The sequence below is a fragment of the Pseudomonas sp. BIGb0558 genome (genome assembly GCF_024807515.1).
GTDB lineage: Bacteria > Pseudomonadota > Gammaproteobacteria > Pseudomonadales > Pseudomonadaceae > Aquipseudomonas > Aquipseudomonas yamanorum_A.
This window is the reverse complement of the sequence record NZ_JANUEW010000022.1, coordinates 25,630-44,228: the sequence shown is the minus strand read 5'-3', so window position 1 is coordinate 44,228 and position 18,599 is coordinate 25,630. Positions and strand designations below refer to the sequence as shown.

Sequence of the window (18,599 nt, the reverse complement as noted above, 5' to 3'; positions counted from 1 at the left end):
AAAAAATGCCGTGTTATTGGGCAATCTGCCACATCCCCTACGGGCTGTAAGGGCATCAAAAACGGATCCAAGTGCCCTGAAAACAAGGCATTCGTACGTCAGCCAATGTCGCCGACCTCGCGCCACTCGCGGCGTCGCCCAGACCACGAACTGACAGCCATAAAACGCCGCTTCTTGCAAATTTACGCCGCGTTTACGGGCGTCAGAAACGTCCTGCGACAGTGTCCGTGTGACAACATGTCGCATGCTGCGCGCACCCAAACTTGCCCCGCGTCACGGTCCCTTCACAAAATGCCTACAAACAAAAACGCCCCGGCCTTCTTTATAGGAAGGCCGGGGCGTTGACAGGCTACAGCTTAGGCTTTGCCCTGGCGATTACGGTAGATGCCCAGTGGCACCAGGATCACCGTGAGCACAAAGGCCACCAGCGCCCACTGGGCCAGGGACAGGCCAAGCACGGGCGGGTACGGCGTCTCGCAGAAGCCGTCGACCTGGAACCCCAGCGGAAACACCGAAGCCAGCGGCAGGCCATCGACAATCGGTTGCAGCACATCGATGCCGCAGCTGACCTTCGGAAAGAACTGGATGTACACGTGATAGCCGGCAGCGGCGACGCCACCCAGGGCACTGAGGGTCACCAGCGCTTCAAATATCGTGACACTGCGGGTGGTGCGCATGGCGGCACCGATGAAGGCGAAGATCGCGATCAGCAGCAAGGCATAACGTTGCAGGATGCACAGCGGGCATGGCGCCTCGCCCAACACCACCTGCATGTACAGCGCCCCGCCGATCAGCGCCAGGCAAATGATGCCCAGCAGTACCAGAAAGCGTCGCTCCCTGCCCAAACGCAATTCGTCGATCATCCCCGTTTCCCTTTAGCCAATTGTGGTTGTGCCAATGGCCGCAAGTTTACACGCGGACGGTGAAAGTTGAGCAGTTGGCGTGAGGAGGTTTAAACAGGGAGGGTTAACAGCGGATTAATCGGGGAAATGTTGTGACTGTACTGACGCCATCGCGGGCAAGCCCGGCTCCCACATTTGACTGAGTTGCCCAAGCAAACACTGTCCCATGTGGGAGCCGGGCTTGCCCGCGATGGAGCCGACCCGGTGTATCGATCAAATCCTATTCCAGCGCCGACGCCGGCCCAAAGAACTCATACCGGCTCTGCTTCTCCGGCACACCCAGGGCCTTCAGATGGCGCTTGATCGCCGCCATAAAGCCTTTAGGCCCCAGGAAGTACGCATCCACATCGCGCTCCTGCGGCAACCACGCCGCCAGTTGCTCCTGGCTCAGCATGCCAACCTTGTCCGCCGCGGGGCTCACGCCATCATCTTCGGCGTAGCAATAGAAGCGCTTGAGTTGCGGATGCTGCGCAGCCAGGCCATCCACCCACTCGCGGAACGCATGCACCTCGCCGTTGCGCGCGCAGTGGATAAAGTGAATCGGCCGCTCAGTGGCCAGGGCCGCCTCAAGCATCGGCAGGGTTGGCGTGATACCCACGCCGCCGCTGATCAACACCAATGGCTTGTCGCTGGCCGCCAGGGTGAACTCACCCGACGGCGGGAACAGGTCGATGGTCGCGCCTACCGGGAACTGGTCATGCAGGTAGTTGGACACCCGGCCACCGGTTTCGCGCTTGACGCTGATGCGGTACTGGCCCGAATCGCCACGCGCCGACAGGGAATAGTTGCGGCGCACTTCCTCGCCCTCCAGCACCAGTTTCATGCCGATGTACTGGCCAGGCTCGGCGGCCAGGATCGGGCCGTTATCCACAGGCGCAAAGTAAAACGAGATGATTTCCGCGCTCTCCTCCACCCGCTTGACCAGGGTGAACGCGCGCGCACCGCGCCAGCCACCCGGTGCCTCTGCCTTCTCTTTATAGATAGCCGCCTCGGCACCGATCAGGATGTCAGCCAGTTGGCCATAGGCGGCGCCCCAGGCGTTCATCACTTCAGGGGTGGCGATTTCGCTGCCCAGCACTTCGGAAATCGCCCGCAGCAGGCAGGTACCCACGATCGGGTAATGCTCCGGCAGGATTTGCAGGGCCACGTGTTTGTTGATGATCTTGGCCACCAGATCGCCCAACTGGTCCAGCTGGTCGATATGGCGGGCGTACATCAGCACGCCATTGGCCAGGGCCCGGGGCTGGTCGCCACTGGCCTGGTGGGCCTGGTTGAACAGTGGGCGAACTTCGGGGTACTCGGACAGCATCATGCGGTAGAAATGGGTGATCAGGGCTTCGCCGCCGCTTTCCAGCAGGGGCACGGTGGATTTGACGATGGCACGGTCTTGGGCACTAAGCATGGGAGACTCCTGGGTCTTCTTACTGAATACCCTTTACTACTCAGTATTCATGCCAACTAATAAATCCATATAAATCAGTATCTTGAGAATAATATAGTCAATATGACTCCCTCCACTTTATAGTCACTATGACTACAAGGAGTCATTATGACTGCAAAGCCGCTGCTCACCACCCTGCTGCCACTGGTCGCCGACCTGTCCCGCGAGTTGCCCGAAGGCGAGCGCTATCGACGCCTGCTCCAGGCCATGCGCGCCCTGCTGCCCTGCGATGCCGCCGCCCTGCTGCGCCTCGACGGCGAATGGCTGGTACCGCTGGCAGTGGATGGCTTGAGCACCGACACCCTCGGCCGGCGCTTCAAGGTCAGCGAGCACCCGCGCTTTGGCGTGCTGCTCAGCAGCCCCGGCCCGACCCGTTTTGACAGCGACAGCGACCTGCCCGACCCCTACGACGGTCTGGTGGACGGCCTGCACGGCCACCTGGAAGTCCACGACTGCATGGGCTGCCCGCTGTTTGTCGACGACCAGCCGTGGGGCCTGCTGACCCTCGATGCCCTCGACACCGAGCGTTTCGAGCGGGTGGAACTGGACGCCCTGCAAGCCTTCGCCAGCCTCGCGGCGGCGACGGTGAACGTCGCTGAACGCATCGAACGCCTGGCCCTGCGCGCCGAGGACGAACACCAGCGGGCCGAAATCTACCGTCAGGCCAGCGGCCAGCAGCACAAGGAAATGATCGGCCAGAGCAAGACCCACAAACGCCTGGTGGAAGAAATCAACCTGGTGGGCGGCAGCGACCTGACGGTGTTGATCACCGGCGAGACCGGCGTAGGCAAGGAACTGGTGGCCCAGGCGATCCATGCCGCATCAAACCGCGCGGAGAAACCGCTGATCAGCCTCAACTGCGCCGCCCTGCCGGAAACCCTGGTGGAAAGCGAGCTGTTCGGGCATGTGCGCGGGGCATTTACCGGCGCGCTGAATGAGCGCCGGGGCAAGTTCGAACTGGCAAATGGCGGCACGCTGTTCCTGGATGAAGTGGGCGAGTTGTCCCTTACCGTGCAGGCCAAGCTGCTGCGGGTGCTGCAAAGCGGCCAGTTGCAGCGCCTGGGGTCCGATAAGGAACATCAGGTGGATGTACGCCTGATCGCCGCCACCAACCGGGATTTGGCCGAAGAAGTACGCAACGGTCGCTATCGTGCGGACTTCTACCACCGTTTGAGCGTGTATCCGCTGCAAGTGCCCGCCCTGCGGGAGCGCGGTCGCGATGTGCTGTTGCTGGCGGGGTTTTTCCTTGAGCAGAACCGCTCACGCATGGGCCTGGGCAGTTTGCGCCTGACCAGCGATGCCCAGGCGGCGCTGCTGGCGTACGCCTGGCCGGGGAATGTGCGCGAGCTGGAACACTTGATCGGCCGCAGCGCATTGAAAGCGTTGGGCAACTGCCGGGAACGGCCGAAGATTCTCAGCCTGGACGCGGCAGACCTGGACTTGCCGAACGTCAACGCGCCGCCGATCGCAGACCAGCCCGCCGACGTGCCGGACGTCACCGGCGACCTGCGCCTGGCCACCGAGAACTACCAGCGCCAGGTCATCAGTGCCTGCCTTGAACGCCACCAGCACAACTGGGCCAGCGCCGCCCGCGAGCTGGGCCTGGACCGGGCCAACCTGGGGCGGATGGCCAAGCGCCTCGGCCTGAAGGAGTGAACGGTGATTCCCAGGCAAAGGCGATCAACTGTGGGAGCTGGCTTGCCTGCGATGCAGGCACCTCGGTCCTTCAGTCGCACCGAGGTGATGCTATCGCGGGCAAGCCCGGCTCCCACACAAGCCCACCCCACAGTCAGACCTGCTTCGCTTTGTAGAGCGGACTGATCGGCGCGCTAGCCTTGGGCTTGCGAAACACCAACACATTCCCCAGCATCACCAGCACCAGCCCGGCCAACGCCGGTGCGGTCCACTGATAGCCCTCGGCAAAGGCCGAGACGTTCAGCGCCACCACCGGGAACAGTACGGTGCAATACGCCGCCCGCTCCGGGCCCATGCGCCCGACCAGGGTCAGGTAGGCGGTAAAGCCAATCACCGAACCCGGAATCACCAGGTACAGCAACGAACCGATGTAGCGGCTGTTCCATTCCATATCGAACGGAATGCCCTGCACCGCGCAGTACATTGCCAGCATCGACGCGCCATAGGCCATGCCCCAGGCGTTGGTGGTCAGCGGCTTGAGACCGGCCTTCTGTTGCAGGCTCGACAGCATGTTGCCCGCCGAAAAACACATCGTGCCAAGCAACGCCAAACCCAGGCCGAGCAAGGTTTGCGGGCTGGCGGTGTGCCCCACCAGTTCCGGCCAGAACAACAGGCCCAGGCCGAGCAAGCCAAGGCCACCGCCCATCAACACATTGCGCGCAACCTTCTGGCCGAAGAACACCCTGGCGTTGAGCGCGTTCCACAAGGTGGCCGTGGAGAACACCACCGCCACCAGGCCGCTGGGAATCCACTGGCTGGCCGTCAGGAAGCACATGAAGTTGACGCAGAACAGGCACAGGCCCTGGGCCAGGCAGATCAAATGCCCGCGGCGGTTCATCACCTGCAGCTTGCGGCTGAGCAGCAACATCACGAACAGCACCAGCGCCGCCAGGCCGAAGCGATAGACGATGGACACTGGAATCGCCACCACCCCCAGCTGCCATTTGAGGGCGATCCAGGTGGTGCCCCAGATCAGCACGGTGAGTAAATACAGGAATAGATTCATGACGGGCTCCTTGGGGTTGAGCCACAGTTTCGCCCCGGGTGGCGCCAAGTCTCTTGCACATTCTTGCGCTTTTGTCGGCTGCCGGGATCACAGCCGTCGCCGCTGGGAGTAGGATGCAAGCCGTCAGAGAGTACGAATATGCCGCCACTGGAAACCCTGCAAGTCTTTCAATCCCTCAACCGCTCGCCCAACGCTCGCCTCGAGCTGTGCGCCGAGCTCGGTGACGGCTTGTCTGCAGCCTTGTGGAGCAACCACCACGACGCCCAGGATTACCAGGCCCCCGATCACCACACCCTGTCCTGCTACATCGGCGGCGGCACCGGCACCTTTCGCCGCGACCAGCCCGGCACCAAGGGCGGCCCGGACAAGCTGTGCATCCTGCCGGCCGAGCATCAGTCGGCCTGGGTGATCAACGGCGAGATCCGCCTGGCCCACGTGTATTTCAGCCCGGAGCAATTCGCCCTGGGCTGCGTGACCTTGCTGGACCGCGAGCCGCGGGAGCTGTTGTTGCGTGAGAGCACGTTTCTCGACGATGCCCAGCAGGCCCGGCGCTTTCACCAGTTGATCCGCCTGAACTGGAAAGAGCCCGGCGAACGCTTGCTGACCAGCAGCCTGGCCCATGAAATGCTCAGCCATACCTTGCTCAGCCAGGTGGGGATGCGTGAAGGGCTACGCCTGAAAGGTGGACTCGCCGCCCACCAGCGCCGGCAATTGGTGGAGTACATCGACCAGCAACTGGCCGAGCCGGTCAGCCTGGGGCAGTTGGCGGGGTTGTGTGCGTTGTCGGAGTACCACTTTGCGCGGATGTTTCGCGAGAGTTTTGGCTTGCCGCCCCACCAGTACCTGCTGGCGCGGCGACTGGCCCGCGCCCGGGAGCTGTTGCGGGGCGGGTCGTTGCCCCTGGGCGAGATCGCCCTGGCGTGCGGGTTTTCCAGTGCCAGCCACTTTACCAACCGGTTCCGCCAGGCGATGGGCGCGACGCCCGGGGAGTACCGGCAGGCGTTCCTGCCTTGAACCCGTCAGGGAATGGAGATTTGAGAATGTGGGAGCTGGCTTGCCTGCGATGCAGGCGACTCGGTACATCAGTAACACCGAGGTGATTCCATCGCAGGCAAGCCAGCTCCCACATTTTGATCCTCAGTGCTCATTTGATCTTCAGTGCTCAATAGTCCGTGCTGTTGGCCAGCGCCGTGGCTAATCGGTTTTCCAGTGCCTTGATGCGTGCACCTTCAACCACGTAGTTATTGCTCACCATCGCAAACACCAACTTGCGCCCACTGGCATCGGTGACATAACCGGTCAACGACGACACGCCACTCATGGAGCCGGTCTTGCCGTGCAGGTTGTTCTCGGCCGCCGTGCCCCGCAGGCGATAGCGCAGGCTGCCGCCCGCCATGCGCTGCGCATTACCGGCAATCGGCAAGGCGTTGTACCAGGCGTTGAACCAGGGCTGTTTGCTGGCGGCCAGCAGCAAGTCTGTCAGGTTCTGCGACGACACCAGGTTGCGCCGGGACAACCCCGAACCGTCCACCTGGTTCAATGTCGCTGTATCAATCCCCTGACGCGTGAGGAACCCCGCCACCGCCGCCACACCCGCCTGAGCCGTCCCGGCATTGGCGGTCTTGCGGCCCATGGCCTTGAGCAACGCTTCAGACATGTTGTTGTTGGAAAGCTTGAGCAGCGGCGTGATCAACTCCTGCAGCGGCGCCGACTCATGCACCGCCAACACCGCTGCCGCCACGGGAGCCACACCCCCAATCACGCGGCGCCCTTGCACGGTAATCCCCTGCTGCGCCAACGCCTGCTCAAACAGATTGGCGACCAGTTGCGTCGGCTCCCACACACTGACCAGTTGCGGACTCTGCCTACCCGGCGCCAGCGCGCCACTGAGGCGCAACAGGTTGGTACCGTGCTGGCGGTTGATCCCATAGCTGTTGCCCGCCCCGCTGACGGCACGGTTGCTGATCTGCACGTAGTCGGTTGCCGGGCTGATATTCACCGTCACCGGGCGCCCCGCCACTGCCGGCGCCTTGGCCGTGACCAGCAGGGAGCCCGCATCAAAATCCGTATTGGGCGACACCGTCAGCGCCGAAATCTGCGCGCCGTAATAGGTGCTTTCATCGTCCTGGGACCAGTCGACGCCCAGGCGCTCGGCGTCGAAAAAGCTGTCATCGAACACCAGGTCGCCTTGTACCTGCTTGATGCCCTGCTGCGCCAGGCTGGCGGCCAACGCCTGGTAATCCGCCCACTGGACCGTCGGGTCGCCCAGGCCGCGCAGGTAAAGATTGCCGTTAAGCACCGCACCCTGGCGCAGGCCGTCACTCAACAGTTGCGTGGAAAACCGATACTGCGGCCCCAGCACATCCATCGCCGCCGCGGTGGTCAGCAACTTGAGGCTGGAGGCCGGGGTCAGCCGCGTGCGCGGGTCGTGCTGGTAGAGCGTGCTGCCGCTGCGGGCATCGCGCACCATCAGCGACACACTGGCGCCGTGCAGTGCCGGGTCGGCCAGCAATTGGTCGAGGCTGGCGCTGGTGGAAGTTTTCGGCGCCGTGGCGCAACCGCCCAGCAACAAGCTCAAGCCCAGCAGCAGCCCGCCGGCGTGTGTCCATCGTCCCAACCGCATAAACCTGGTAGTCCTTGAATTTCGAGAGTGCGCAGCTTGTGGAATTCCTCCCGGTCAATCAAGGCCCGTAGGTCGTTACGGAAAACGTATTGGCATGAAACAGCGGGTCGGGCTTGGCCTCGGTCTTGCTCGGTGCCGGTTGGGTAAAGTCCATGGCCGGCAGGAATACCCGCTGACTCGCCGGGTCGAATGCCATGTTGTAGGCCATCGGCAAGGTGCTGACACTGGCACGCACGGCGTAGTGATCGGCATCCTGTTGATCCACCAGTGTCAGGTTGGCATCGACGCCACTGGGAATCAGCAAGCGCCGGTGCTGATCGTCGTAGGCCAGGGCGTTGACGTCGCGGGTGATCGGCAGCTTCGCCTTTACTTCACCGGTTTCCCGGTCGGCAACGATCAACACCGGCGACTCACCGCGACAGGCCACGAACAGTCGCTGGCGCGTCACGTCCTGGGCCAGGGCGCTGGGCTTGGGGCAATCGGCGAACTGCCAGGTATCGAGCAGCGCAAAGGTACTGGCCGAATAACGGGCGACCTTGCCTTCATCACGCATCGGCAGGAAGAAGCTGCCATCGCCCTTGACCAGCAGCGGGTCGATCTTCTTCACCGCCAGCTCATGGGCGCCGGTGATTAGCTCCTGCCTGGGGTCGAATTCAAACAGCGTCGAACGGTCCGCCCGGCGCCCGCTGACGATAATCACCTTACCGGTCGACGGCTCGTACACCGCGCTGTTGAGGTTGCTTTGCGCCACCGGGATGCGCCTGAGGGACTTGAGTGTGGATAACTGCACCACACTCAGACTGCCGTCGGTGTTGAGTACGAATACCCGGTCTACTTCAGGCACAAACACCACGCCATTGGCGCCTTCGGACTGCGCCACGGTCTTGACCAGGCGCTGGCGCTTCACGTCGAACACGCTCAAGCCGTTTTCCCGGCGAGCCAGGAACAGATAGGGCCGGGTCGGGTCCAGCCCGACGAAACCCCAGCTGTGGCCGGACCCGGGCAAGGTCACCCGGTGTTCGCGATGGTAGGCGGCGTCATCAGCCGATGCCGCCCCGCTGATCAACAGTGCTGCCAGTAGCCAGTGCTTCATCAGAACTCCAGGGTGCTGGAGACGGACACTTGACGGGCATCGCCAATGGAGACGAATTGGGTGTTCACCGCGGAGGTGTAATAGGTGCGGTCAAACAGGTTCTTCACGTTGAGCTGGAACTTGACCTTCTGCCCGTCGACCTTGGTGTCATAGGTGGCAAACGCATCGGCCACGGTGTAACCCGGCAGGTCGAAACTGTTGGCCGCATCGCCCGAGCGCTCGCCGACATAACGCGCACCGGCACCGACCCGTAATTGGTCACCGCCAAGGATGCTGCCGAAGTCATACACCGCCGACAGCGAGCCGGTATTTTTCGCGACGTTTTGCAGGCGGTTGCCCTTCAGCTCCGGGTCTTCGGTGACGACCGCATCGGTGTAGGCATAGCTGCCGATCACACTCCACTTGTCCGTCAGCTGACCGCTGGCATCCAGTTCCAGGCCACGGGAGCGCACCTTGCCGGCGACGCTGTAGACCGAGGTCAGACCATCGCCCACCTGCACCAGCACGTTGCGTTTTTCGATGTTGAACAGGGCGGCGCTGGCGGTGATGCGGCCCGGTATATCGAGCTTGGTGCCCAACTCCCAGGACTTCGACTGCTCCGGCTCAAGGCTGCCGTCCAGTATCGTTTTGTTGGCCAGCGGCGCGATGGTGGAGTTGGGTTTGAACGACTCGGTGTAGCTGCCGTAGAACGAAAGTTCGTCGGTATAGCGGTACACCAGGCCGACGCGGGGCACCCACTTCTGGCCGTTGCCGTTGGTGTTGGCGGTGAACGGAATGCCCTTGCCAGCATATTGGTCGTACATCTGATAACGCGCGCCACCTACCAGAATCCACTGGTCGGTGAGGTGGATCGCGTCCTGCATAAACAGCGAGTCGCTGCGCAGCAGGTCGGTCTGGTTGCTGTCCGGGGCGCTGACGGTGGTGCCTGCCACTTCGTTGCCATAGACCGGATCGTTGTAGTTGAACGTGCCACGGGGCGACTGGCGGATCAGGTCGGCGCGGTAGATCTTGCGGTACTCGTCATCCAGGCCGAAGGTCAGGTCGTGCTGCATGCCCGCGACGTTGACCTTGCCTTCAAGACTGGCGGTGGCAAAGCGGTCGGTGGTCAGTGCGCCCTGGGTGCCGTCCATGCTGCGGGTCAGGGTGCCGTTGGTGTTGACCTTGACCACACGCACCTGGCTGGCGTCGTAGGTCTCGCGGTTCCAGCTGTAGCCGAAGTGGGCTTTCCAGTCGTCGTTCAGGTCGTGATCGGCTTCGAAGCGGTACAGGTCGGAGCGGCCTTCCATATTGTTGAAGGGCTCATCGAGACGGCGAGTCGACGGGATATTCAGCGGGTGGTTGGTCTTGGGGTCGATGGCGGTGCCACGGTCAAACGGCGAGAGAAACTCCCGATGCTCATAGGCAAACAACAGCTTGGTGCTGTCGCCATACCAGGCCAGCGACGGCGCAATCAGGCTCTCGCGGTGGGTGCCGTAGTTGCGCCAGTAGTCTTCGTCTTCATGGTCGACAATTAAACGGTACGCCAACCCGCTGTCACCGATGGGGCCGGTGGTGTCGAGGTTGCCGCCGCTGCCGTTCTTGCCGTCACCAAAGGTTGAGCCGCGCACGGTCAGCGAGGTGGACTGGATCAGCTCGGGTTTCTTGCTGACGATATTCACCACGCCGCCCGGGTCCTGGATGCCGTACAGCAACGACGACGGGCCCTTGAGCACTTCGACGCGCTCGGCGGTGGAGTTCAGTGCCCGGCCCTGAACCACGGGCATCCCGTCCTGCATGATCGAGCCGTTACGGTTGTCGCCAAAACCGCGCAGCATCACCGCGTCCTGGGTGCTGCCCAGGGTGTTGGCCTGGGTGATGCCACTGATGTTGGTCAGGGCGTCGTCGAGGTTGCGCGGCTGTTGATCGCGCATCACCTGGGCCGGCACCACGTTGACGGTTTGTGGGGTTTCCAGCAGCAGGCCGTGGGAACGCATGACCGAGCTGGTAGGCGGCGGCTGATAACTGGTGGTGTCCGAAGGCTGGGCGGCGCCGTTGATGGTGGTGGCGCCGAGGTTCAGGGCGCCTTCGGTGGGCAGCGGCTCCAGGGCCAGGGTGCGGGCGTCGATCTGGCGAAAGGTAAAGCCGGAATTGCCCAGCAAGCGCTGCATGGCCTGGGTCGCGCTCATCTGCCCGCTGATGGCCGGGGCCTTGATGGCGTAGGGTGCCTCGTCGGTGTAGACCACGCTGATACCGGTCACCCGGGTGAAATCGCTCAAGGCCTGAGGCAGCGGCTTGGCGGCCAGGGCAAAGTTGAACACCGTGCTCTGTTGCTGCGCGTCAGCCGCCTGCGCCACGCCCAAGGGCAGCAGTGCCAGCCCCGAAACCGCCAATACCGAGGCTCCCAGCCACTGTTTAACCGAACCCGCCGACGTTGCCCTGGACTTCATGCTGTGAGAACCCGTGTGTAAAAACGCTGTTAATGCGAATTAATCGCAGTTTCAAGCACTACACGGATGGCCGACAGGTTTACCTCACACCGATTTGAAAATAATTTCAGTCACGCCGGTTGGATCCGAAATCCGAAGCGCGGAACGTGCACATGCACGGTGCCGGCGCGTTCATCGGTGCGCCGCAGAATCAGCTCTTCACGCCCGGCAAACAGCAACTCCCCGGCCACCGGATCGGTGCCGTAGTCGGTGGCGCTGATGGTCACTTGCTGGCCGGGCTTGAAGCCGTTCGGGTCTTCGAAGATTTCTTCCGGCAGGTTGGCGGGCTTGGCGTTGCGCGCAACTTCCAGGGCCTGCTCGGCGCTCATCTGGCTCGACGTGCCATGGCCGAAACCCAACACCCGGCCCAACCAGGCGGCTACAGCGGGATAGGCTTCCACCAGCGGCGAGGTTACCGGCGACCCCATGAGGAACCACAGCGGGTGGGCCAGGGCGAAGTCGGCAATCGACGGTTCGCCAAACAGGAAGTCGCCCTGCTGGTGCTGCAACTGCTGGTTGATACGGCCGATGATCACTGGCCATTGATGCTTGGCCTGATCCAGTTGCACACGGGTTGCCGTGCCACCGCTGAATAACTTGCTGCGGTCGGCCACCAGCACCTGGATCATTTCCGGCGGCACTTTGGCGAACTTCACCGCCAGGGACTCCGGCTGGAACACCAGGCTCACCGCATGAGCGAACACCGTCGAATCCGCCCAGGCGGCGAAGCTTTGGCTGACCAGCTCCAGGCCCTGGGGAAACAGGGCCGGCGCGGCCTTTTCCTGCTCCAGGCGGCGGGCGATCAGCGCGGTGTCGCAGTAGATATCGGCGCCGACCTGCAGCACCGGGGTCTTGCGATAGCCACCGGTGAGGGCGGTCAAGTCAGGCTTGGGCATCACCGGCGAGATATGCACCGAACGCCAGGACAGCCCTTTGAATCCCAGCAGCAGGCGGGCTTTTTCAGCAAACGGGGATTGCGGGTAGTGGTGTAGGATCAACTCAGACATGCCAGGCTCCGCTCAATGAGTGAGCGTCCAGCTTAGCCTGCAAACCCGGCGAAGGCGCGCATGGGAACCTATCAGTCAAATTGATGGGCCGATCGCCGCCAGGCACTCCTTGGCGCTTTTCTTCAGCTTCTTGATCAGCCGTTCCTGGCGCAATGCCTCGGCCTTGCTGGTGCATGCTTCGGTGTACACCAGCGCCACCGCCGGGCTCGAAAGAAAAAACCGTGCGCCCTTGCCACTTTGGTGAGAGGCAAAGCGGCGCACCGGGTCATTGCTGATACCGCAATAGAGCGAGCCATTGGCGGCGCGCACCAGGTACACAAACCAGGGCTTGGTTTCGGAGGGAGTCGTCACGGATCAATTCGGCAAACCAAAGGAGCGCCAATCTTATCAACGACTGGCCTGGAACGCCTTCAACCCTTTCAGCGCCTGGGCGCGCACGGCGTTTTTCACCAGCGGTGTCCAGCCCAGCAACAGGCCTTTGGTACCCAGGGCCTGGCGCGACCAGCGCCACAGGTCGAAATGATCGTGGTGCTCGCAGATCTTGCCGTCGCGAAACACAAACCGCGCCTGGATGTCGTTGACCACGGTATTGCCGGTGGCGCTGAACAGGTAGGTCGCCACCCAGTGCGCGCCGCCGGTGATTTCGTCGCTGCGCACACTGTCGAAGGTCAGGGAAAAATCCTTGGCCCGGGTGGTGAGCATGCGCCACATGTCGCCGGCATCACGCCCGCGCAACTCGCCGAACGCCGGGTCGCTGAACACCACGTCGTCGGTGTAGCAGGCGCTCATGGCCTCGGCATCAAGACGCTGGAAGGCACTGTAGAACTCGGTGATCAGGGCGTTATGGGCATCGCTCATGGGCTGGTTCCGCAAAAGGGGTTGGATGGCCGGTACGATAATCCCCAAGGCCCGGGAACACTACTGGCATTAACGCCAGGAATATCCCATCCCACACATCAGGGAACCATCCCACTGCTGCGAGCATAGGCGAACAGGTCCACATCGGTGGAGATACACAGGCGGTTCATGGCCGTGCTTTTCTGTTTGCTGATGGTGGAGATGCTGCGATTGAGCCGGGCGGCAATCTGGCTGACGGTCATGCCGCTGGCCAGCATCCGCACCACCTCGCGCTCCTTGCCGGACAACTTCGGCGTTTGCGACTGGTCGCCAGTACCGGCCAGGTCCAACTGCAGACGCAGGTTTTCACTGACAAAGGTCTTGCCCTCGCTGATGGCCTTGATGGCCATGGGCAGTTCCTTGGCCGAAGCGCTCTTGGCGACAATAGCCCGGGCGCCCTGGGCGAAGGAGGCACGCAAGGTGGCAACATTGGCAAACATCGTCACCAGGATTACCGGCACATCGGGGTACTGGCGCTGCAGCAGGCCCAGCAACACATAGCCGTCGGCCTGTTGATTGCCCGGCATGGCAAAGTCCGTCACCAGCACATCGCAGGGCATGGCATTCAACAGCTTGAGCAGCTCGTCCGGCCCGTTGGCCTCTCCCACCACCTTGCACCGGCCATTGGCCTCTATCACCACTCGCTGACCAACTCGAACGATCGGATGGTCGTCAGCAATAATTACGCGAAGCATAGAAATCCAGACTGATGGCAAATTGATTTAAAAAAATACCCCCGTCCGGCCCGGGCAACAACCGCTGCCCCAACGTCGGTTTTCACCCCGGCCCAGTGTCTTTTAGAGGATGGACTTAACCCTACAAAATAAAAGGAATACACCTACAAAAAAAAGCTACAAACCTTGGTAATACGCCCTACGGATTCAGCTCACTCGTCATAAATCTGTCAAATACCGCAGATAAGCCATCACGTCCTTTTCAAACTGTTGAAGCTCCCGTTGGTTGAGCGCAATGCCGTGATCGCGCACTTGCTCGATCAGTTTCACGGCGCGGGTATCGAGATCGACGCCCCCCAGAAACACCAGGCCACCCACCAGTCGGTGCAGGCACTCGATCGCGGCAGCCCGGTCCAGCAAATGGCAGGCGCGGGCCAGCCCGGCAAAATCCGCATCCGCTTCAGCGCGCAAGCTGTGCAACATCTGGTTGACCATCTGCTCATCGCCGAAGGTGGCGATCAGGTCGGCGCGGGTTGGCCAAGGGGATTGCACCGGCGGCGAGTACGGGTCGACACCCACGCCGGGCGGCGGCAACCATTGCTCCAGCACGCTGCGCAATTGATCAAGGGTCAACGGCTTGGGCAGCCAGGCATCCATGCCCGCCTCCTCGCAACGCCGAAAATCATCCGGGCCCGGGTTGGCGGTCAGGGCAATGATCGGCACGCGCCGGCAACCGCCTGCGCGTTCACGCCGCCTGATCTCCCGTGCCATGCGGTAGCCATCCATCACCGGCATCCGGCAGTCACTGATCACCAGGTCGAAATGGCTCAGGACACAGGCGTTCAACGCCAACTGCCCATTGCAGACCACCTCGTGAAGCAGCCCGAACTTCTGCAAAAACAAGCTCATCAATGTGCGGTAGGTGGGGTGGTCTTCAACCACCAATACCTTCAAATGCTGCCAGTGCGCGGGGGAACGACTCCCGGATACGGGATCCCTTGGCCTCATGGCCACCTCTATATCGGTGCATAGCAGGAGAATCTATCCATACGGATACATACATAGCTATACAAGAACTACGAGAAGACAAACTTTCCTACATCCGCAATCACCTATTCCGACCGGATAAAAATCGCTTTCTTCTGGCCCTTCCGATTCTCGTATTTGTTGTATTTCCCCTCTCCCACCCGACCGCTAAATTGCGCCCCAGCCCAAACGGGCAACCCGCCATCTCATCCGGCGGGCAACTATCCGTACTGACCCAACGCCCAGCGCGCCGGCCTTCCCGCCGCCGCAATGACGCGCCTGTGTCAGTTGACCGAGACCTGGAAACACACCATGAACAAGCACCTGATCGCCCTGGCCAGCACCCTGTTGATCGCCGGCACTTCCTCCGCTTACGCGGCCAGCACGGTCGACCTCGCCGTCAAGGGCATCATCACCCCGAATGCCTGCACCCCGACCCTCTCCGGCGGCGGCGTGATCGACCACGGCAAGATGTCGGCCAAGGACCTGAACGCGACCGCGATCACCCCACTGCCAGCCGCCTCGCTGCAAATGACCATGATCTGTGACTCGCAGATCGAGTTCGCCCTCAAGGCCACCGATAACCGAGCGACATCGGGAACCGGGAGCTATTTCGGTATGGGCCTTATCAATGGCAACCAAAAGCTCGGCTTCTACAGCCTGGAGCTGACCACCCCGCTGGCCGACACCGAGGCCGTGCAGAGCATCGCGTCCTTCGACGGCGGCACCACCTGGGAGCCCTACACCAGCTTCGAGAACGGCCTGCTGCTGTCCGTGGCAACCATGGCCGACAGCAGCACCCCGCGCGCCACCCAGTCACTGGTGGCCAACATCGACTACAGAGGCTACATCAACCGCACCGACGGGCTGGACCTGAGCAACGAAGTCAACATCGACGGCTCCGCCACCATCGAAGTGATCTACCGGTAACCCGCCCAACGTCATTGCCACTGCAACCAAAGGTTTAGCCCGCTTATGAATTCCTCGTCCGTTGTCTTTCTCGCCACCCTTCTGCTTGCGCCCACGGCGCTGGCAATCAGCAAAACCGAACTCGTCGTTAAAGGCATCATCACGCCCAGTGCCTGCGACCCCGTGGTCTCCAGTGGCGGTGTGGTGGACTACGGAAAGATGACGGCCAAGGAGCTCAATCCGGAGCAACCCACTTCATTGCCGCCACAGTTTTTGCAGTTGAGCATCCAGTGCGAAGGCCCAACCATGCTCGCACTCGACACCATTGATAACCGTGCCGGTTCGTCCATCAACCAATACCGGCACGGCCTGGGCATGACGCCCAGCAACGAAAAACTCGGGAGCGTCTCCTTCCACCTGCGCAATCCGGTCGCTGACGGCGCCCCAGTCAGAACACTCAACTCCACGGACGGCGGCGTCAGTTGGGTACCCTCCACCATGCTGAGTTTCTTCACCCTGACGGCCGTCGCCGCCGCCGGTACCAGCTCCACCCCGATCCCCTTCACCCGCTTTGACGCCGACATGCAGTTGCATACCGCGATTGATGGCACCGACCGCCTGACCGTGCTCGATGAAATCCCCATGGACGGTCATGCAACCTTGCAAATGAAGTACCTGTAAGCCCCTTTTCCCAAAGGAATGTGCAACACATGAACACAACCCGAAACGCCCTGGCAGCGCTGGTGCTGCTGGGCACGAGCGCATCCGCCATGGCAGCGTCCACGGTGGAGCTGATCGTCAAAGGCGTAATCACCCCCAATGCCTGCGAGCCGAGCCTGTCGGGCAACGGCGTGGTGGATTACGGAAAGATCTCGGCCAAGGACCTCAACCTCACCACCTACACCGAATTGCCCAAAACCACCTTGCAGCTGCAAATCACCTGCGACGGCAAGACCCTGTACGCCGTCAAAGGCACCGACAATCGGGTAGGTTCCTCGCCCTACCCATTCATTTATGGCCTGGGCCTGATCAACGGTAACCAGAAGTTGGGGGGCTATGGATTACGCCTCAACAGCGCCACGGCTGATAGCGTCGCCACCACCCCGCTGCAGTCCCAGGACAACGGAACTACCTGGATGAGCCTGTATGAGGACTCCGACATAGGCCCAACGGATCTGGCGGCGTTTGGTGACCGGTCCACCGGCGTGTGGTTGCCCATCCCGATCCAGCAACTGATCAGCAACCTGGAAGTCAACGCGTTCATCGTCCGCGCGGACAGCCTGGACTTGAGCGACGAACACCCAATCGACGGCTCCGCCACCTTCGAAGTCAAGTACCTGTAAGCCCACCGATGTACATGCCATGGACCGGCGCCCCTGGGACCTCGCCTCTGACTGCGAGGTTCGTTACCTGCACCGAGAAGCGAACGATGAACGGATACCTACGCCTTAGCGCGGCGCTGTTAGTGCTCAACACCAGCTCCACTGTTTTGGCCAGTACCGCCAGCGACATGACCGTCTCCGGCCTCGTCACCCCCAGTTCATGCACCGTCGGTTTGTCCGGCAGCGGCCTGATCGACCACGGCAAAATCCCGGTCCACCGCCTGAACCCCGATACGCCAACGACATTGCCCAGCGAGTGGCTGGATGTGGATATCAACTGCAGTGGGCCGATGCTGTTTGCCTTGATCGGCATGGACAGCCGGGCCGACTCATCGCCTACACCCGACACCGACTACGGCCTGGGGAAAAACCCCCATGCCACCAGCGAACACCTGGGCTGGGTCGGCCTGGCGTTCGAAAGCGCCCAGGGCGACGGCCAGGCCATGCAGGCGCTGGTGTCAAAAAACCAGGGCAGCAACTGGGTGCCGCAGTCCGAAATTCACCCCAAGACCCTGATGGGTTTTGCCCGGCCCGGCCGGCCGTTTCCCGAACCCATCGTCAGCCTGACCACGCGCATCCGCGCAGACACCACCATCCAGCCAGCGAACCGCCTCAGCCTAAAGCAGGAGGTGCCCCTCGACGGCTCACTGGTGCTGGATTTGCGTTACCTGTAATCAGCCTTTTAGGAACTGCGTCATGAAGACTTACCCAACCTTGAGCCGCGTGCTCGCCAGCCTGGCCATGGGCTGCTTGCTGAGCGCCCGGGCACACGCCGACGGCATGGTGCCCGACACCTCGGTGGTGATTGTCAACGAGGCCGACGGTGAAGCTTCAGTGTCGGTGACCAACACCGACGGCAAGCTCGCCCTGTTGCACGTCACCCTTGAAGACGTACCGGAAGACACCGAACCGCTGCTGTTTGTCACCCCGCCCCTGGCCCGGGTCGAAGCCGACAAGAGTCAATTGGTGCGCTTCATTTTGCAGAACCGCGAACCGCTGCAGACCCAACGCCTGAAGCGGGTGATTTTCGAAGGCATGCCCAAGGACCGCGCCGCAGTGCCCAGCGGGCATGCGCGGGTGGGCGTGACGGTGCGCCAGAACCTGCCGGTGATCATCCACCCCAAGGGCCTGGCGCCCAACCGCACACCATGGACAGGCCTGGCCTGGTCACTGGGCAACGGCCACCTGAAGGTGGCGAACGACACCAAATACGTGGTGCGCATGGCCCAGGAACTGCACCTGCTGCCGGGCAACGGCAAGGCCGTGCTGCCGCGCACCTACATCCTGCCCGGCGAGACCCTGAGCATCAAAGCACCGCCCGGCCCTGCGAGTTCGGTGCGGATGCAGCCGGCGACCGTCTACGGCTTTGCCGTCGCCGCCTTTGAAGCGCCCGTCATCGCAGAAAACGCCCAATAACGAAGTGACAGCCCAGTGACCGTCACCGGGAAGCCCGCCCACCGCAGGCTTCCATAACTTGAG

18 protein-coding genes are annotated in these 18,599 nt (G+C 62.1%); 7 read left to right on the top strand and 11 right to left on the bottom strand.

The features are described from left to right. Nucleotides 1-356: 356 nt before the first annotated feature. Together M2400_RS22700 and hmpA are read right to left on the bottom strand one after the other, a co-directional pair. A complete protein-coding gene (locus M2400_RS22700; protein ID WP_177079940.1) occupies nucleotides 357-863 on the bottom strand; it encodes a disulfide bond formation protein B in 507 nt (168 codons plus the stop codon). 259 nt (nucleotides 864-1,122) lie between these two features. Further along, nucleotides 1,123-2,304: an NO-inducible flavohemoprotein gene (gene hmpA, locus M2400_RS22695; protein WP_259198226.1), complete on the bottom strand. Its 1,182-nt coding sequence runs from the start codon at nucleotides 2,302-2,304 to the stop codon at nucleotides 1,123-1,125. Nucleotides 2,305-2,451: 147 nt separating this feature from the next. On the opposite strand from hmpA, the gene norR reads away from it, so the two are divergent. Next, nucleotides 2,452-3,999 (top strand): nitric oxide reductase transcriptional regulator NorR, encoded by a 1,548-nt coding sequence (gene norR / locus M2400_RS22690; RefSeq protein WP_259198224.1) that lies wholly within the window; start codon nucleotides 2,452-2,454, stop codon nucleotides 3,997-3,999. Between the two features lie 133 nt (nucleotides 4,000-4,132). Here the strand turns inward: norR and M2400_RS22685 are convergent, their stop codons facing one another. Further along, nucleotides 4,133-5,044 (bottom strand): DMT family transporter, encoded by a 912-nt coding sequence (locus M2400_RS22685; RefSeq protein WP_177121111.1) that lies wholly within the window; start codon nucleotides 5,042-5,044, stop codon nucleotides 4,133-4,135. A 138-nt stretch (nucleotides 5,045-5,182) separates the two neighbouring features. Here M2400_RS22685 and M2400_RS22680 point away from each other — a divergent pair, with 138 nt between their 5' ends. Further along, the gene (locus M2400_RS22680) at nucleotides 5,183-6,058 is read left to right on the top strand and encodes a helix-turn-helix domain-containing protein (RefSeq protein WP_177040747.1); all 876 of its coding nucleotides are present in this window, start codon (nucleotides 5,183-5,185) and stop codon (nucleotides 6,056-6,058) included. A 148-nt stretch (nucleotides 6,059-6,206) separates the two neighbouring features. Here M2400_RS22680 and dacB read toward each other — a convergent pair whose 3' ends face one another. From dacB to M2400_RS22640, 8 genes are all read right to left on the bottom strand, one after another. Beyond that, a complete protein-coding gene (gene dacB / locus M2400_RS22675) occupies nucleotides 6,207-7,667 on the bottom strand; it encodes a D-alanyl-D-alanine carboxypeptidase/D-alanyl-D-alanine-endopeptidase (protein WP_259198223.1) in 1,461 nt (486 codons plus the stop codon). Between the two features lie 58 nt (nucleotides 7,668-7,725). After that, nucleotides 7,726-8,760, bottom strand: coding sequence for a YncE family protein (locus M2400_RS22670; protein WP_259198222.1), 1,035 nt, complete (start codon nucleotides 8,758-8,760; stop codon nucleotides 7,726-7,728). Next, complete coding sequence (locus tag M2400_RS22665; protein ID WP_259198221.1) at nucleotides 8,760-11,186, bottom strand: TonB-dependent receptor; 2,427 nt, start codon at nucleotides 11,184-11,186, stop codon at nucleotides 8,760-8,762. The genes M2400_RS22670 and M2400_RS22665 overlap by 1 nt, the downstream gene beginning before the upstream one ends. Nucleotides 11,187-11,296: 110 nt before the next feature. Then, the gene (locus tag M2400_RS22660) at nucleotides 11,297-12,232 is read right to left on the bottom strand and encodes a glutathione S-transferase family protein (RefSeq protein ID WP_259198219.1); all 936 of its coding nucleotides are present in this window, start codon (nucleotides 12,230-12,232) and stop codon (nucleotides 11,297-11,299) included. A gap of 75 nt (nucleotides 12,233-12,307) precedes the next feature. Continuing rightward, complete coding sequence (locus tag M2400_RS22655) at nucleotides 12,308-12,583, bottom strand: GIY-YIG nuclease family protein (RefSeq protein ID WP_177040757.1); 276 nt, start codon at nucleotides 12,581-12,583, stop codon at nucleotides 12,308-12,310. A gap of 36 nt (nucleotides 12,584-12,619) precedes the next feature. After that, nucleotides 12,620-13,090, bottom strand: a complete 471-nt coding sequence (locus tag M2400_RS22650; RefSeq protein ID WP_177040759.1) for a nuclear transport factor 2 family protein — start codon at nucleotides 13,088-13,090, stop codon at nucleotides 12,620-12,622. A gap of 98 nt (nucleotides 13,091-13,188) precedes the next feature. After that, a complete protein-coding gene (locus M2400_RS22645; RefSeq protein WP_177040761.1) occupies nucleotides 13,189-13,824 on the bottom strand; it encodes a response regulator transcription factor in 636 nt (211 codons plus the stop codon). Between the two features lie 198 nt (nucleotides 13,825-14,022). Beyond that, a complete protein-coding gene (locus M2400_RS22640; protein WP_259198215.1) occupies nucleotides 14,023-14,811 on the bottom strand; it encodes a hybrid sensor histidine kinase/response regulator in 789 nt (262 codons plus the stop codon). A 330-nt stretch (nucleotides 14,812-15,141) separates the two neighbouring features. On the opposite strand from M2400_RS22640, the gene M2400_RS22635 reads away from it, so the two are divergent. The 5 genes from M2400_RS22635 to M2400_RS22615 all read left to right on the top strand — a co-directional run bounded on the left by M2400_RS22635 (nucleotide 15,142) and on the right by M2400_RS22615 (nucleotide 18,536). Then, nucleotides 15,142-15,759, top strand: coding sequence for a DUF1120 domain-containing protein (locus M2400_RS22635; protein ID WP_259198214.1), 618 nt, complete (start codon nucleotides 15,142-15,144; stop codon nucleotides 15,757-15,759). Between the two features lie 45 nt (nucleotides 15,760-15,804). Continuing rightward, nucleotides 15,805-16,419 carry a DUF1120 domain-containing protein gene (locus tag M2400_RS22630; protein ID WP_259198212.1) on the top strand — a complete coding sequence of 205 codons (615 nt, stop codon included), beginning with the start codon at nucleotides 15,805-15,807 and terminating at the stop codon, nucleotides 16,417-16,419. 29 nt (nucleotides 16,420-16,448) lie between these two features. Further along, nucleotides 16,449-17,081, top strand: coding sequence for a DUF1120 domain-containing protein (locus M2400_RS22625; protein ID WP_259198210.1), 633 nt, complete (start codon nucleotides 16,449-16,451; stop codon nucleotides 17,079-17,081). Nucleotides 17,082-17,167: 86 nt separating this feature from the next. Further along, nucleotides 17,168-17,794, top strand: coding sequence for a DUF1120 domain-containing protein (locus M2400_RS22620; RefSeq protein WP_177040771.1), 627 nt, complete (start codon nucleotides 17,168-17,170; stop codon nucleotides 17,792-17,794). 22 nt (nucleotides 17,795-17,816) lie between these two features. Further along, the gene (locus M2400_RS22615; protein WP_177040773.1) at nucleotides 17,817-18,536 is read left to right on the top strand and encodes a fimbria/pilus chaperone family protein; all 720 of its coding nucleotides are present in this window, start codon (nucleotides 17,817-17,819) and stop codon (nucleotides 18,534-18,536) included. The last annotated feature ends 63 nt before the right edge of the window (nucleotides 18,537-18,599 follow it).

Excerpts from the sequence above, each read along its gene's own strand:
- M2400_RS22670 (WP_259198222.1), bottom strand. The coding sequence starts at position 8,760 with ATGAAGCACTGGCTACTGGCAGCACTGTTGATCAGCGGGGCGGCATCG.
- M2400_RS22615 (WP_177040773.1), top strand. The coding sequence starts at position 17,817 with ATGAAGACTTACCCAACCTTGAGCCGCGTGCTCGCCAGCCTGGCCATG.
- M2400_RS22630 (WP_259198212.1), top strand. The coding sequence starts at position 15,805 with ATGAATTCCTCGTCCGTTGTCTTTCTCGCCACCCTTCTGCTTGCGCCC.
- hmpA (WP_259198226.1), bottom strand. The coding sequence starts at position 2,304 with ATGCTTAGTGCCCAAGACCGTGCCATCGTCAAATCCACCGTGCCCCTG.
- M2400_RS22620 (WP_177040771.1), top strand. The coding sequence starts at position 17,168 with ATGAACGGATACCTACGCCTTAGCGCGGCGCTGTTAGTGCTCAACACC.
- M2400_RS22700 (WP_177079940.1), bottom strand. The coding sequence starts at position 863 with ATGATCGACGAATTGCGTTTGGGCAGGGAGCGACGCTTTCTGGTACTG.
- M2400_RS22650 (WP_177040759.1), bottom strand. The coding sequence starts at position 13,090 with ATGAGCGATGCCCATAACGCCCTGATCACCGAGTTCTACAGTGCCTTC.
- M2400_RS22635 (WP_259198214.1), top strand. The coding sequence starts at position 15,142 with ATGAACAAGCACCTGATCGCCCTGGCCAGCACCCTGTTGATCGCCGGC.
- norR (WP_259198224.1), top strand. The coding sequence starts at position 2,452 with ATGACTGCAAAGCCGCTGCTCACCACCCTGCTGCCACTGGTCGCCGAC.
- M2400_RS22640 (WP_259198215.1), bottom strand. The coding sequence starts at position 14,811 with ATGAGGCCAAGGGATCCCGTATCCGGGAGTCGTTCCCCCGCGCACTGG.
- M2400_RS22680 (WP_177040747.1), top strand. The coding sequence starts at position 5,183 with ATGCCGCCACTGGAAACCCTGCAAGTCTTTCAATCCCTCAACCGCTCG.
- M2400_RS22685 (WP_177121111.1), bottom strand. The coding sequence starts at position 5,044 with ATGAATCTATTCCTGTATTTACTCACCGTGCTGATCTGGGGCACCACC.
- M2400_RS22625 (WP_259198210.1), top strand. The coding sequence starts at position 16,449 with ATGAACACAACCCGAAACGCCCTGGCAGCGCTGGTGCTGCTGGGCACG.
- dacB (WP_259198223.1), bottom strand. The coding sequence starts at position 7,667 with ATGCGGTTGGGACGATGGACACACGCCGGCGGGCTGCTGCTGGGCTTG.
- M2400_RS22645 (WP_177040761.1), bottom strand. The coding sequence starts at position 13,824 with ATGCTTCGCGTAATTATTGCTGACGACCATCCGATCGTTCGAGTTGGT.
- M2400_RS22665 (WP_259198221.1), bottom strand. The coding sequence starts at position 11,186 with ATGAAGTCCAGGGCAACGTCGGCGGGTTCGGTTAAACAGTGGCTGGGA.
- M2400_RS22660 (WP_259198219.1), bottom strand. The coding sequence starts at position 12,232 with ATGTCTGAGTTGATCCTACACCACTACCCGCAATCCCCGTTTGCTGAA.